16 protein-coding genes are annotated in these 14,320 nt (G+C 44.7%); 4 read left to right on the top strand and 12 right to left on the bottom strand.

The genetic code is table 11. From position 1 onward, the window contains the following. Window positions 1–3 precede the first annotated feature (3 nt). The 10 genes from IRB43_RS07660 to IRB43_RS07615 all read right to left on the bottom strand — a co-directional run bounded on the left by IRB43_RS07660 (window position 4) and on the right by IRB43_RS07615 (window position 8,483). Window positions 4–801 carry a 2-keto-4-pentenoate hydratase gene (locus tag IRB43_RS07660; RefSeq protein ID WP_203362875.1) on the bottom strand — a complete coding sequence of 266 codons (798 nt, stop codon included), beginning with the start codon at window positions 799–801 and terminating at the stop codon, window positions 4–6. A gap of 70 nt (window positions 802–871) precedes the next feature. After that, a complete protein-coding gene (gene dmpG / locus IRB43_RS07655) occupies window positions 872–1,882 on the bottom strand; it encodes a 4-hydroxy-2-oxovalerate aldolase (protein WP_203362874.1) in 1,011 nt (336 codons plus the stop codon). A 12-nt stretch (window positions 1,883–1,894) separates the two neighbouring features. Continuing rightward, window positions 1,895–2,776 carry an acetaldehyde dehydrogenase (acetylating) gene (locus IRB43_RS07650; RefSeq protein ID WP_203362873.1) on the bottom strand — a complete coding sequence of 294 codons (882 nt, stop codon included), beginning with the start codon at window positions 2,774–2,776 and terminating at the stop codon, window positions 1,895–1,897. Next, the gene (locus IRB43_RS07645; protein WP_203362872.1) at window positions 2,773–3,552 is read right to left on the bottom strand and encodes a 2-keto-4-pentenoate hydratase; all 780 of its coding nucleotides are present in this window, start codon (window positions 3,550–3,552) and stop codon (window positions 2,773–2,775) included. Before IRB43_RS07645 ends, IRB43_RS07650 begins: the two co-directional genes overlap by 4 nt. Before the next feature lie 15 nt (window positions 3,553–3,567). Then, a complete protein-coding gene (locus tag IRB43_RS07640) occupies window positions 3,568–4,482 on the bottom strand; it encodes a catechol 2,3-dioxygenase (protein ID WP_203362871.1) in 915 nt (304 codons plus the stop codon). Beyond that, a complete protein-coding gene (locus IRB43_RS07635; RefSeq protein ID WP_203362870.1) occupies window positions 4,479–4,907 on the bottom strand; it encodes a GlcG/HbpS family heme-binding protein in 429 nt (142 codons plus the stop codon). Before IRB43_RS07635 ends, IRB43_RS07640 begins: the two co-directional genes overlap by 4 nt. Window positions 4,908–4,919: 12 nt before the next feature. Next, window positions 4,920–5,744, bottom strand: coding sequence for an FAD synthetase family protein (locus IRB43_RS07630; protein WP_203362869.1), 825 nt, complete (start codon window positions 5,742–5,744; stop codon window positions 4,920–4,922). Window positions 5,745–5,759: 15 nt separating this feature from the next. Beyond that, window positions 5,760–6,236: a flavin reductase family protein gene (locus tag IRB43_RS07625; protein WP_203362868.1), complete on the bottom strand. Its 477-nt coding sequence runs from the start codon at window positions 6,234–6,236 to the stop codon at window positions 5,760–5,762. A 37-nt stretch (window positions 6,237–6,273) separates the two neighbouring features. Continuing rightward, on the bottom strand, window positions 6,274–7,782 hold the full coding sequence (locus IRB43_RS07620) for a 4-hydroxyphenylacetate 3-hydroxylase family protein (RefSeq protein WP_203362867.1): 1,509 nt from the start codon (window positions 7,780–7,782) through the stop codon (window positions 6,274–6,276). Between the two features lie 554 nt (window positions 7,783–8,336). After that, window positions 8,337–8,483 carry a hypothetical protein gene (locus IRB43_RS07615; protein WP_203362866.1) on the bottom strand — a complete coding sequence of 49 codons (147 nt, stop codon included), beginning with the start codon at window positions 8,481–8,483 and terminating at the stop codon, window positions 8,337–8,339. Window positions 8,484–8,676: 193 nt separating this feature from the next. Here IRB43_RS07615 and IRB43_RS07610 point away from each other — a divergent pair, with 193 nt between their 5' ends. From IRB43_RS07610 to IRB43_RS07595, 4 genes are all read left to right on the top strand, one after another. Continuing rightward, window positions 8,677–10,125, top strand: a complete 1,449-nt coding sequence (locus tag IRB43_RS07610) for a catalase (protein WP_203362865.1) — start codon at window positions 8,677–8,679, stop codon at window positions 10,123–10,125. Between the two features lie 178 nt (window positions 10,126–10,303). Next, a complete protein-coding gene (locus tag IRB43_RS07605; protein WP_203362864.1) occupies window positions 10,304–10,675 on the top strand; it encodes a hypothetical protein in 372 nt (123 codons plus the stop codon). A 78-nt stretch (window positions 10,676–10,753) separates the two neighbouring features. Continuing rightward, a complete protein-coding gene (locus tag IRB43_RS07600) occupies window positions 10,754–11,446 on the top strand; it encodes a response regulator transcription factor (protein ID WP_203362863.1) in 693 nt (230 codons plus the stop codon). Beyond that, window positions 11,430–12,848, top strand: a complete 1,419-nt coding sequence (locus tag IRB43_RS07595) for a sensor histidine kinase (RefSeq protein WP_203362862.1) — start codon at window positions 11,430–11,432, stop codon at window positions 12,846–12,848. The genes IRB43_RS07600 and IRB43_RS07595 overlap by 17 nt, the downstream gene beginning before the upstream one ends. Window positions 12,849–12,995: 147 nt before the next feature. Here IRB43_RS07595 and IRB43_RS07590 read toward each other — a convergent pair whose 3' ends face one another. Beyond that, the gene (locus IRB43_RS07590) at window positions 12,996–13,151 is read right to left on the bottom strand and encodes a DUF1540 domain-containing protein (RefSeq protein WP_203362861.1); all 156 of its coding nucleotides are present in this window, start codon (window positions 13,149–13,151) and stop codon (window positions 12,996–12,998) included. Between the two features lie 216 nt (window positions 13,152–13,367). Further along, on the bottom strand, window positions 13,368–14,309 hold the full coding sequence (locus IRB43_RS07585; protein WP_203362860.1) for a siderophore ABC transporter substrate-binding protein: 942 nt from the start codon (window positions 14,307–14,309) through the stop codon (window positions 13,368–13,370). Window positions 14,310–14,320: the final 11 nt, after the last annotated feature.

The raw sequence follows: 14,320 nt of genomic DNA, 5'->3' as shown, positions 1-14,320 counted from the left end.
TGTTCACTCCTTAAATGTAATATCTAATGAACCGATTCCATCGAAGTGAACGGAAAAATGATCGCCTGGCGCAATCGTTACCGCTCCCGCTAAAGCGCCGGATAACACAACATCTCCCGGCCGAATCGATTGGCCCGCAGCCGTTAGTTTATTGGCCATCCAAGCAACGGCTCTCGCCGGATGCCCCATCACGGAAGCTCCTGCACTTGTCGACTGAATTTCCCCATTTTTCTTAAACACCATGCCCATTAACCGCAAATCCACCTCATCTGGACGGTACAGCTTTTCCCCGAAAATATAGCGGGAAGAGGAGGAATTATCGGCTATCACATCCGCAAGGGTAAAATTAAAATTTCGATAGCGGCTATCAATGACTTCCATCGCTGGTGCAATATAGGCGGTTGCATCTAAAATCGCCGCTGTTGAAATCGCTGGCCCCTTCACTTCTTTATCAAAAATAAAGGCGATTTCCGGTTCGATTTTGGCATGAATAAATGGAGCAATTGATACTTGTTCCCCTTCAAACAACTGCATATTTTCTAGCAGGACGCCATATGTAGGTTCATGGACGCCCATCATTTCCTGCTTCGCTCGGCTCGTTAATCCTAACTTGTATCCGGAACGTCTCGTTTGTTCTCTTTCTTCCTTTATATCGATGAGCTTTCTTTGAATCTCGTAAGCATTTTCGGCGTTTAATTGCAGAAAGCGAGCGGTCATTTTATCGACTTCTTGCGCCTGTCTTTCCGCTTCAAATAATTGTTCTGCTACTTGATCCATCCATTCAGCTGTTATTGATTTCATCGATTTCCCCCCTTGTTAGTTAACCGGCGGAGCTGGGCAAAAGACGCTTCGCTCACACCGCCTTTATTTTTTACCCTTTGGCCGCCGCAATTTGAGCGGCAATGTCATAGATTAAGTCTTCTTGCCCGCCGATGGCTTGCATCCGGCCGAGCTCGACTAAAATATCTCGTTCATCGACGTTGAATTTGCGCGCCGCTTCATTTGTGTGTAGTAGAAAACTAGAGTACACGCCAGAGTAGCCCATAATTAAGCTAGAGCCGGTAATTTCTTGCGGACGAGGCATAAACGGAGCGACCACGTTATTAGCCACATCCATCAGCTTGTAAAGATCGGTCCCTGTTTCAATATTCATGCGATCAAACACAGCCGCCATCACTTCTGTTTGCGTATTACCGCTACCCGCCCCAAGACAGCGCAAACTGCCGTCTACATACGTAGCGCCAGCTTCCACAGCGGCGACTGTATTCGCCATGGCCATCGATAAGTTATTATGGCCATGGAAACCGATCTCACACTGAAGAGCGTCTCTTAACGCACCGATTCGCTCTTTCACTTCATGCGGCAAAAGCGCGCCCGCTGAATCGGTCGCATAGACAATTTCAGCCCCATAGCTTTCAAATAACTTCGCTTGTTCCACCAGCTTCTCCACAGGCGCCATGTGAGCCATCATCAAGAAGCCAACCGTTTTCAATCCCAATTCTCGACCAAGCTGAATATGTTGACGAGCGACATCTGCTTCTGTGACATGTGTAGCGACACGAACCATTTTCGCGCCTGCTTTAACCGCCTCTTGCAAATCCTCTTTTAGCCCAATACCGGGAAGAAGCAAGACCGATACTTGCGCTTGCTGACATTCATCAGCAGCGGCCTCAATCAGCTTCAATTCATCTACTTTTGAAAAGCCGTACTGTAAAGAAGAACCGCCTAATCCATCCCCATGCGACACTTCAAAATAGCGAATGCCGGCTTGATCGAGCCCCCTTGCCGTCTCTCTTACTTGCTCCTCGGTAAACGCATGCCGCATCGCATGACTGCCATCTCGCAATGTAACATCGACCAGTTCAATCTCTCGTTTGCCCATTCGTCTCCCCCTCTACTTCAACGCCGCAGCTGTTAACTGCTTCGCCATCTCATCGCCTACTTTGGCGGCCGCTGCTGTCATAATATCTAAGTTCCCAGAATAAGGAGGGAAGAAATCACCAGCTCCTTCTACTTCAATAAAAACCGTCACCTTTTTCCCTTCGATTTGCGGTTTGCCGCGCATGCGATAGCCTGGGACGTATTGCTGCACCGTTTTGACCATTTGTTCAACGGAAGCGATAATTTCCGCTTCTTTTCCTTCCTCTGCCACTAAGGCATGAATCGTATCACGCATAATAATCGGTGGCTCTGCTGGATTTAAAATAATGATCGCTTTCCCTTTTTTGGCTCCGCCGACTTGTTCAATCGCTTTTGACGTTGTTCTTGTAAACTCATCAATATTGGCTCTGGTGCCTGGTCCGGCACTTTTACTTGCGACTGTTGCCACAATTTCTGCATAATCAACAGGAACCACTTGGCCAATGGCCGCGACAATCGGAATCGTCGCTTGCCCGCCACAAGTGACCATATTGACATTTGGTTCGGCAAGATGGGCCTTCAGGTTCACTGGTGGAACGGTGAAAGGGCCGATGGCTGCAGGCGTTAAATCAATCACCTTTTTTCCAAGCGCCACCAGCTTTTCGCTATGAATATGGTGAGCTTTCGCTGTTGTGGCATCAAATACGATATCGACTAATTCCGGCCTTTCTAGCAACCCTTCAATTCCTGAATCAATCGTTTCATAGCCTCGTTCACGCGCTCGTTTCAACCCTTCTGATTCCGGATCGATCCCCACCATGACACTCATCTGTAAATAACTGCTTCTCTCAATTTTATACATTAAATCGGTTCCGATATTGCCAGAACCGATAATGCCTACTTTACATGTGGTCACATGCGCACCCCCTCTGATTGAAATGCGGCTGATACCGAGCCGATGTGGTCAAACTCGACCGTCCATTGATCACCCGCTTCGACTGGAACCGCTTTTGATAACGCACCTGAGAGAATCACTTCACCAGCGTGAAGAGAAATATCATATTCTCCGAGAGCGTTTGCTAACCATGCCACTGCTCTTGCGGGATTTCCCATCACCGCAGCTCCAGCGGCGGAATCGAAGTATGTACCATTTTTATACACGGCCATACCGATAGAAGAAAGGTTGACTTGATCAAGCTTCGTTGGCTTGCCGCCAATGATTGCCCCAGCAGAAGAGCCATTGTCCGCGACCGTATCTTCAAAGCGAATCTTCCAATCTTTAATCCGGCTATCAATGATTTCAATCGCCGGGACAATATAATCGGTCGCGTCGATGACATCAAGCATCGTCACACCCGGCCCTTTTACATCCTTTTTCAGCACAAACGCAATTTCAAATTCCAGTTTCGGTTGGATAAAATCCTCTAGCGACACTTTCTCTCCATCGAGATGCATCATTGAATCGAGTAAATGACCGTAATCTGGCTCATTCACTTGAAACATCTCCTGCATCACTTTGCTTGTTAAACCGATTTTTTTGCCCACTACTTTTGCGCCCGCTTCGACTTTTTGGCGAATTTGCGCTAATTGTGTATGATAAGCTTCTTCGACCGTCATTGGTGGAAACGGATCGATCGGCTGCTTTGTCTTTTCTGCTTCAAGCAGCGCGATTGCTCGTTGTTGAACCGTCATTGTTTTCTCCCCTTTTTACGTTAATGCTTTCGAGAACGACTCGAGCATTTCACGACGATGATAGAAAATCCCTGTACCAATTTTGTCCTCTGTCCATGTAATTGTTGGAAAGTCGGAGTAAGAAATGTAGCCGCTCGCAAAGGCTTCATTGCGATTGCCTGATGGATCAAAGAAATACACTGTCTGTCCGCGAGTAATGCCGTGACGAGTAGGTGTCACCTCCACCGGCACTTCATTTTTCGTTAAAATGTCAGCGGCCTTTAACACTTCATACCAGTTATCCACATAAAATCCCGCATGATGAAACTTTGCATCCGGTCCTTTCACAAAGGCGATATCATGCGCTTTATTTGTCGCCGCTAAAAAGCTTCCAAGCATCACTTCGCCATCGACAGTGACAATTTTTTCTGTTTGATGGAAATCAAGCACTTCGGTAAAAAAGCGCGTCGCTGATTCTAAATCATCCCCTGTTAATAACGCATGATCCAAGCGATGAGGAGCGATCCCTTTTAATCCATCTGGCCAAGGATGAGGATTGATGATCCCTGTTCCTGTGCCGACTTGTTCAATTTCTGTGTATAACTCGACCTCATGCCCCGTTGGAATCGTAAAGCGAATCGCCTGCCCTTCTGCTAATCTAGTATTGTGAGGCACACGCGTAAGCTCGCAGCCGAATTGCTCGATTTTAAATTCGAGCTTCTCTAATTCATACACATCCTTCACTTTAAACGCCATATGGTCCATGCCCGCCGAATCCGATTTTTGCAAAATAATGCTGTGATGATCGTACTCATCCCATGCCTTTAAATAGACGCGATCACCATCTCGCCCTGTTTCCTGCAAACCGATAATGTCGGTATAATATTTCACCGACTCCTCCAAATCCATCACTCTCAGTTCCAATCGTCCAATCCGCACAATGCTGCTCATTTGTTAACCTCCTCCTTTATTTGTACTAACGCCGCTTCACAGCAAGCCTGATCTTCCGCTAATGTACCGCCGCTTACACCAATACCGCCAGCTAAAGCATCTCCACAGCGAATCGGATAGCCTCCGCCGAACACCGTCAGCCGATCCGTGTGGACAATCCCTGTTTTTAATGACGGTTCATCTTTAATCAATTCGTACCATTCGTGAGTAGGCAACCCGAAAGCCGCCGCTGTGTACGCTTTGTTTTGAGCGATATCCACACTTAACAGCGGAGCATGATCCATTCTCGTAAAAGCGATTAAATGCCCGCCGTTATCCACAACCGCCACATTTACAGATATCCCCAACTCTTTCGCTTTATCCACAGCTGCTTCTATCATTCTAGTCGCTAGATTTCTAGAAATCGTTTTTTGCTCAAGAAACATCTCCATTCCTCCTTACCGAACAAGCAGTTCCTCTCTTACTGTAGACAAACAACGTTGCCATTCGACGGAAACATCCTCTCCTTGCCTCACATCCAACTTGTCCACATCCGGTAAAAAAATAGATCCAGGCTCGTCCGTCACTACCGCTTCTGCCAACAATGGCCGCTTTTGACTGTGAATCATTACCGCATACCGTCCGGGGGAAGGCAGCATATAATAAGGTTTCATACAAATCATGGACCCTTCGATACGACCTTCCACACGGTACGCTTCCCCTAAACAAGCCGGAATCTCTTCTACCGCTCCGGTGCGGATTTTCTCACGAATGAGCGTGGAGCTAATTTTCTCCCCATGACACGCTACTTTTTCCACTTTTGTGACATCAAGAAGGCCGCCCGAATCCATCTTCATCCGATCCATATGTCCTTCACCGCGGCAGCCATACGTAAAGTCAAAACCTGCAACGGCATGACAAACGCCAAGCTCAAACAAATAGGTCTGCACAAAGCTCTCGGGCGTCAAGGAAGCAAATGCCGGATCAAAAGGAACGATGTAGCAAATTTCCACTCCCAGTTCCTTAAAAATTCTCTGTTTTTCCGTGACCGGCATTAAATAATCCACTCGCTGTTTTCCGTTTGATAACACCGTTTTCGGATGCGGAAAAAAAGTCATCACAGCCAGCGGGACGCTCCTTTCGCGAGCCATGCTTTTTGCTTCATGAATCACTTGGCGATGACCGAGATGAACGCCATCAAAAAATCCGAGAGCAACGACGCAAGGTTTTCGTTGTTGCTGACACTCGCTTAACTTTTGTGGCTCTAAAACAATGGTTTTCAAGCGACTTCCCCCCTTTTAAGTCGTTGGCACTTCCTCCATCAATGAACGGTAGCGACCGCTGAAATAAATAAGCGGCTCTCTTTCTGCGAGTTCAATCGCCGTTACGTTGCCGATAAATAATATATGATCCCCTTCGACATGTTCAGCCGTTACTTCACATGTGATTTGCGCGACACTTCCCGCAAGCACTGGCTGATCCGCTAGGCGGTCGAATGATACCTCTCGCTTTTCCTTAATCTGTCCAGCAAAGATCATCGAAAGCTCTTGTTGATCAGCGGCTAGCATATTGACGGTAAACTTTTGGCTTTGCTTAATTTTTTCTAGCATTTGTGCTCGTTCCCCGATGGAAATAACAACAAGCTTTGGGTCGAGTGATACTGACATAAAAGCGTTCGCTGTCATGCCATGCACATCCCCATCTACTTCTGTTAAAATGACGTTCACACCCGTCGCAAATTTGCCCATCGCATTTCGAAACTGTCGATCATCCATCTATTTTTCTCCTTTCACACTGTTCATATAGGAAAAATTATTTTACAGGTACTTTTTGATCAGACGCTTGCCATACTGAATTTGTCCAGCCATGTAAGTCATAATCAGAGAGAGCTGTATCTACAAAGGACTTAAATTGGTTTGCTGCACCTGTTCCTTCCGCATGCTTTAACGCCTCTAAGCGGATATTTTCATGGTTGCCAGCATAGTTCACTTCATAGAGCTCATGACGGCCGCCAAACTCGGTGCCAATCGCATCCCAAATCATTTTCATTAACTTCACGCGCTCTTCCGCGTCAATCCCCGAACCGCGATAATATTTATCTAAATATGGACGAAGCTCTGGGCTCAAGAAATCCTTCGCGCTTGAAGGCAACTGAATCAATCCGCCCGCGACCACTTGTTCAAAAATATTTTTCACGCGCACCCATGTCATCGGTGCCAATACACGATAGGAGTTCGCATAGAAACCGTTTGGAATCGCGACTCCATCCATGCCAAACTCCGGATCGGTCGCCATCGCTGTGGAAAGTCCCCAGAACATGTTGCGCAGCGCCAGCACCTCGCCAATATTGGCTTGCACTCCTCTAAACTGCTTCGTACCGGATGCTTCTGTTGCTTTTAATAATAAGCCGGCCATGAAATCAAGCTTCACAGCAAAGCGAGTACAGCCGTGGAACGTAAAGCGGTTGAAAAAGCCCGTTTGAACGAAAAAGTTATTCGTAATATTGACATTTTTATATGTTAAGACGTCTTCCCAAGGAATAAACACATCATCAAGAACAATAACCGCATCATTTTCATCAAAGCGGCTCGATAACGGATAATCGTACGGCGAACCTGTCGCAGCGGCTTGCAGTTCATAGGACTGGCGACTAATCATTTTCACACCTGGTGCATTCATCGGCACAAAGAAAATGAGGGCATGACTTTGATCACCATCACCTAAATCCATCGGCCCATAATTGGAAACGAAATTATAATGCGTCAACGCCGCCGCTGTTCCGACCATTTTCGCTCCGCTGACGACAATCCCATCATCCCGCTCTTTGACGGCACGAACAAAGACATCTTTATTTTCATGAAGCGGCTTGGAGCGATCGACTTGTGGATTAATAATCGTGTGGTTGATGAACGGCACATCTTTCGTCGCTTTTTTGTACCAAGCCTTTGCACTATTCTCAAATCCTTGATAATATGTGGAATAAGCATCTAAATGAGCAGTGAACGATGCCTTGTAATCAGGGGTGCGTCCCATAAACCCATAGCTCAATCTAGCCCATTGAGCAATCGCATCCCTTGATTCCAACAAATCCTGTGCACTTTTCGGCGTTTTAAAGAACTTATGTGTTCGATCGCCATACTCCGTTTCCGTCGTCAAAATCTTCCCCATCTCCGGATCATGAAGCGCATCATACATGCGAGCAATCGAACGAGCCGAATTCCGGTAAGCTGGATGCTCCGTCACATCTGAAATCTTCTCCCCGTTCAAATAAACCGCCCGACCATCTTTCAAACTCTCTAAATACTCCTGACCATTTAACATCTATTATTCACTCTCCTTTTTTGTAAACCCTTACATTTGTATTTTCTGAAATATCAAATAATATTTCTTGAGTACCATCTTACTTTCTGGAAATGAAAGAAACAATGACATGAACTGTCAGAAAAAAAGAAGTTTTTCGCTAGTATGTGTTAGCGAGCGGAAGAAGCGGCCAAATCTCCAGTGTGAAGGCTGGATTTTTCGTACGAGGGCCGAATTCTTTCCACGAAGGCCGGATTTCTTCCGCGACGGCCGGATTTTTTCCGCGAAGGCCGAATTTTTCGCGCGACGGCCGGATTCTCACCACGACGGCCGAATTAGTCGCGCGACGGCCGGATTCTCACCACGACGGCCGGATTAATCGTGCGACGGCCGATTTCTCTCACACGAAGGTCGGATTTTTTGTCTAAAGATCGAATGGTTTGTTTTTCTGTCGGTAAATGGGGGTAAAGGATAATACGTGTTGGGCGAGAAGCTGGGAGGTTAGCGAGGTACTGGTCAATTTCGAGTGTATGCCGGTACGTTTAAATAAAAAAACGGCACAGTGGCCGCTCCTTTCAAAGTTTATGTAGATCCTCTTTATACATTTCTTGCATTCTTTCTATAATGACGTGCATGACTTGTTCTACTTTGCTGTCGTCTCGATGCCCTTCTTTAATGGCTTCTTGCATGAGTAACAATAACTGTTTCTGTTCTTGCACCATGTTCACTACCTCGATCATTGGTTTATTTATTTCAATTTACTGACAGCCCTATCATACAACAAAGTTAGGAATCTTCCAAGAATTCATATGAAATCTTCCTTTTTTTGTAACAATTCAAAAGAGTTATTTTTCATTTGACTTATTTAATATAAATGATTATAGTATAATTATTATAAATAAGGAGTGATTCTTAATGAAGAAAGATTTTACCACTAATCAAGGAGCACCTGTAGCTGATAATCAAAATTCTAAAACAGCCGGACGCCGAGGCTCTACTTTATTAGAAGATTATCAATTAATTGAGAAACTAGCCCACTTTGACCGCGAGCGCATTCCGGAGCGTGTCGTTCATGCGAGAGGTGCTGGCGCACATGGGGTATTTGTGGTAAAAAATAGCATGAAAAAATATACGAAGGCCGCCTTTTTACAAGAAGAAGGATTGGAAACACCTGTATTTGCTCGCTTTTCTACCGTTATTCACGGAAAGCATTCACCGGAAACAGCTCGTGACCCGCGCGGATTCTCAGTTAAATTTTATACAGAAGAAGGAAACTATGATTTCGTTGGGAACAACCTCCCTGTCTTCTTCATCCGTGATGCGATTAAATTCCCGGATGTGATTCACTCCTTAAAGCCCGATCCCGTAACGAATATTCAGCATCCTGAACGCTATTGGGACTTTATGTCGCTTTCACCGGAAGCAACGAATATGCTCATCCACTTATTCACAGATGAAGGGATTCCAGCCAACTACCGTCAAATGCGCGGCTCTAGTGTTCATGCGTTTAAATGGTTCAATGAAGAAGGAAAAACGGTGTATGTGAAATTGCGTTGGCAACCAAAACAAGGCATTAAAAATCTTTCTATTGAAGAAGCCGCGAAAATCCAAGGGGAAGACTTCAATCATGCTACTCGCGACTTATATGAAGCGATTGAAAGCGGCAATTACCCTGAGTGGGATTTATATGTGCAAGTGCTAGACCCAGCTGATATGGATAAGTTCGACTTCGATCCATTAGATGCAACGAAGGATTGGTTAGAGGAAGAGATTCCATGGGAACTAGTTGGAACGATGACTTTAAATCGAAATACGCAAGACTTCTTCTCTGAAGTGGAATCCGTAGGCTTTAATCCGGGCGTTCTTGTGCCAGGAATGCTGCCTTCTGAAGATAAATTATTGCAAGGACGTCTGTTTTCTTATTCTGATACGCAACGCCATCGATTAGGGCCGAACTATTTGCAGCTAAACATTAACTCTCCGAAAAAGAATGTTCATAATTATCAGCGTGATGGCTACATGCCGGTGAAACAGCAAACAGGCCGGATTAATTATGAGCCAAACAGCTATGAAGATACGCCGAAAGAAGCACCTCAATACCAAGAACCGCTTCAGCCAATGGAAGGAATGGCTGGCCGACAAGCGATTGAAAAAACAAATAATTTCGGACAAGCAGGACGTATTTATCGCAGCTATGATGAGGCAACGAAGCAGGCGCTGATTAAAAATATTCTCAATGATTTTAAACAAATTGAGAATCGAGATATCGTAGCACGAGTGATTTCTCATTTTTATCAAGCAGATGAGCAGCTTGGAACAACATTAGCGGAACAAGCTAAAGTAGAGCTTGTTGTTCAAAAATAGTTGCTAACGGCAGAGGGAATACGATCCTCTGCCGTTTTTATTTGTAAATTTTTATTAACTATTTCCACAAAAATTTAATAATTTTTTTCCTTTTTGACATTCTACTGACACATTGTTCCTATACAGTATAGTTATCAAGTAATGATTTCTGTCTATCCGATATAGGAGGAATAAATAAATGAAGAAAAAAACGATGTCTTATGTGATGAGCGGAGCCCTTTCCATTAGCATTTTAGGATCGGCGCATAGCATTGTGGCGGCAGAAGGACCAGCAACTAGCGTAACTAAGACGGAGGCTTCTTCTTTGAAATATAAGGAAGGTTTACAAATTAAAAAAATTCGAGACTTCTCAGAGATCATCCGTGAGCAAGCGGAGGAGTTAGGAATTGACCATAACGGAAAAGATTTTGAAACAGTAGCGAAAGAAGTGCGCGAAACAAAAATGAAACAGCAAGCAGAAGCGTACGGTATTTCTCATGATCATAAAGATTATCAAACATTAACAAAAGAAGTTCGACAAGCGCAGCAAGCAGCAAAAGCGCAGCGTTAAGTGATATGTTTTAGAAGCTGTCCGATTGGCAGCTTCTTTATGTTTTTTTATATAATGAAGAAAAAAGGGGTGAAGCAAATGGCAGCAACCATTTTATTAGCAGAAGATGAACCGGCCATTAGTCAAGTGTTAAAGGCGTATTTGCAAAAAGGCGGGTTTCAAGTCACGCAAGCGTTTGACGGTGAACAAGCGATCCAACAATTTCAACAAGAGCCACCTGCCCTCGTTCTGCTTGATGTGATGATGCCGAAAGCAGATGGATGGACTGTATTAAAAACGATTCGTGAATCTAGTTCTTGTCCTGTCATTATGCTCACTGCTCTTGGTGATGTTAATTACCGGCTATCCGGCTTAAATGGCGGAGCGGACGATTATATTACGAAACCTTTCAACGGCGAGGAAGTTGTCGCGCGAGTGAACGCCGTCTTAAGAAGAACAGGCGACGAAACGGCTTCTTCTGTGACAAGTTATGGATGCTTAACGATCGACCGAACGGCTCATCGAGTAACCATTAAGGAGAAAGAAATTTCATTGCCTCCGCGCGATTTGTCTTTGCTGCTGTTTTTAGCGTCCCAACCGAACCGCACTTTTACGCGCGAACAATTGATTGAACACGTATGGGGACAAGACTATGACGGCAGTGATCGAGCGGTTGACTTAGCGATTAAACGGCTCAGAAAGTCATTAAAAAACTGGCCGCAGTCAGAAGGAGAAATTAAAACATTGCGAGGATTGGGGTATCAATTTTGTATTTATGAAAAAGACGAATAGAATTTCTTTACTTAAATATTGGACGACTCGCTATGTCGCCACGTTAGTTCTCGGTCTCATCGTGGTCACTGTCCTTTCCGTTGCCTGGATCCAGCATACGATTTTAGAAAATCGCTTAGAGGTTTCTGAGTTTATTGCAGAGGAATTAGCGAACCGCATTGCCGGTAGTCAGCAACCCAACCATTCACCTTCGATCGATAAAAATATGTTGAAAAATCGCGACAAATTTCTGCAGTCTGAACGGCCGCCAGCGATTTATATTACCGATGCCAACGGTCAAGTATTGTCCACGAATCAATCCGATGGTCCATACAGCTTGGATCAGTTTCCTCTCTCTCTTCTCGAAAAGGATAGTGATGTGCTGAAATATCCGACGGGGACGGATGAGGCGCGCATTTGGATGATTAAAAAGCCGATTGACGTAGAGGATATCGTGTTTGGTTGGGTGATTATGCTTCAGCCAGAAAATGAACTTGGAAATGTAACAGACGAGTATCGCTTATTGGCTATTTTAATCATCAGCCTTGGCTTATTTGGCTGGGCAGCGATTTATATTTTATCGCGCCGACTCTCTAAACCGATCAGTCAAGTGGCCAAAGCGGCCAAACAAATTCAAGAAGGCAATTATAACGTGCAGCTCCCTGAACATACGAAAGAGCAAGAAGTGTATGATCTCGTCCATTCATTTAAAGAGATGGCCCAAAAGCTGCAGCAACTAGAAGCGTTGCGAGCGGAACTTTTAGCCGGGGTCACCCACGAGCTGAAAACCCCTGTTACCTCCATTAGCGGCTTGCTACAGGCGGTAAAAGATGGGGTCGTCACCGGCGAGGAAGCGGAAGAATTTTTACACGTATCCTTAAAAGAAACAGCTAAAATGCAAAAAATGATCAATGACTTATTGGAGTTTAACTCTTTCACCGCGAATGCCTTGCCTGTGTCCTTAGAAGAGCATCATGTGAATGAGCTGATGACAGAAATTGTCCACCAATGGAAAATGGGACAAGACTTAGAGCGAATACATGTCGATTTAGCTCCCTTAACAAGCGATCGGATCATTGAAACAGACCCTGTGCGGCTGCAGCAAATTATCACGAATTTATTAAACAACGCCAAACACGCCGTTGAAGAAGAGGGGCAAATTACTATTCAGTTAACAGCCAAAAACCATGTCTTATCCATTGAAGTCACAGATAACGGCTCAGGCATTCCTGCCGCGGAACAAGAGCTAGTGTTTGAACGCTTTTACCGAGGCGATAATAAAAAATATAAAGTGCGCGGTCTCGGTCTCGGCCTTCCCTTCAGCAAACTGTTGGCCAACGCGCTAGATGGCAACTTAATTTTAAAAGAAAGCTCCAGCCTAGGCACGACCTTTCTCGTGCAACTGCCTCTGAATCAAGAATGAAACAAAGCCCAGTGGTCATGGCCACTGGGCTTTGTTTTTGTCTGGGTAGTCGAGTCAAATGCCAGCCTGACTGCATGGCTGAAAAGCGACATTTCGTCATTCTGGCATTTGCTTGTCGTGTCTGGGCAGTCGGCTTTGCTTTTCTTGTTATATTTGTGGTTCGAATGTTTTACAGTCGGTTTCTTTTGATTCGGACGCTTGTTTGCCATGGTGGCTGACGACATAAATCGATTCTGCGGCACATTTATTGCCTTGTGCCCAATATGTGCAGTTATTGACTTCACAAAGAACGTCTTTCGCCAAAGGAATTCACCCCCCTTTTACAATTAGACTGTCCGTTTTTGTGGAACTGATACTTGGCTATTTGAAGAAGTGGCAACGCATTGTTGGAAAGGCCGGATTATTTGCGCAACGGCCGGATTATTCGCGCAACGGCGGAAATGTCCGCGCAACGGCCGAAAAACTCCCGGTTCAAAAAAAAGAGGCGTTCCCCAAACTAGGAGCGCCTCTTTTCTTCTCTTATTTCAATCCTTCTGCTACTTCTTTCACCATTGCAGAGACAGATCCTAGACCGCCGCCAGATAGGTACCAGTAGTTTCCGTCTAAGTAAACAACATTGTCATTTTTAACCGCTTTTGTGTTTTTCATCAGATCGTTTGCTACTACTTGCTCAGCAGACGCTTTTCCGCCGATTACCGCTCCACGGTCGATTAGGAATAAGTAATCTGGGTCTTTTTCAACGATGTATTCAAATGAAATTTTATCTCCATGGTTGTCAACTTTGATATTGGGGTCTACAGGTTTCACACCTAATACGTCATGGATAATGCCAAAGCGAGAACCAGGGCCATAAGCGCTGATTTCTCCTTCACTTGCTAAAACGATTAAACCCGTTTTTCCAGACTTCGTCGCTTGATCTTTTACTGCTTGAATGTCTTTATCAATCTTCGCTAACTCTGATTTTACTTCATCTTCTTTACCAAAAATTTGTCCGATCATTTCTGTGTTCTTCTTGAAAGAATTGATGTAATCTGATTCATCTACGCCTAAGTAAATCGTTGGAGCAATTTCAGCGAATTGATCATACATATCCGCTTGACGGCCTGAAATAATAATTAAATCTGGTTTCATCGCATGAATTTTTTCGAAATCTGGCTCTTTTAATCCACCAAGATTTTCATACTTCTCATCTTCGTACTTTGATAAGTAGCCTGGTACTGGATCTTTTGGAAGGCCTCCTACCTCAATGCCTAATGTATCTAACGTGCTTAATGTACCGTAATCAAATACTGCCACGTTTTTTGGATTTTTCGGTACATCTGTTTCACCTAATTCATGCGTCACCTTCATCGTTTCTGTTTCTTCCTTTGCTTTCTCTTCTTCTTTTGCTCCTGAACTACATGCCGCTGCAACAACAACGAATAACATAGTCATTAATAATAGCGATAATTTTTTCCACATATCGTTTCACT

It is taken from the genome of Bacillus sp. REN10, assembly GCF_016820555.1.
Classification (GTDB): domain Bacteria; phylum Bacillota; class Bacilli; order Bacillales; family Domibacillaceae; genus Bacillus_CE.
This window is presented reverse-complemented; position numbering and strand designations above follow the sequence as displayed.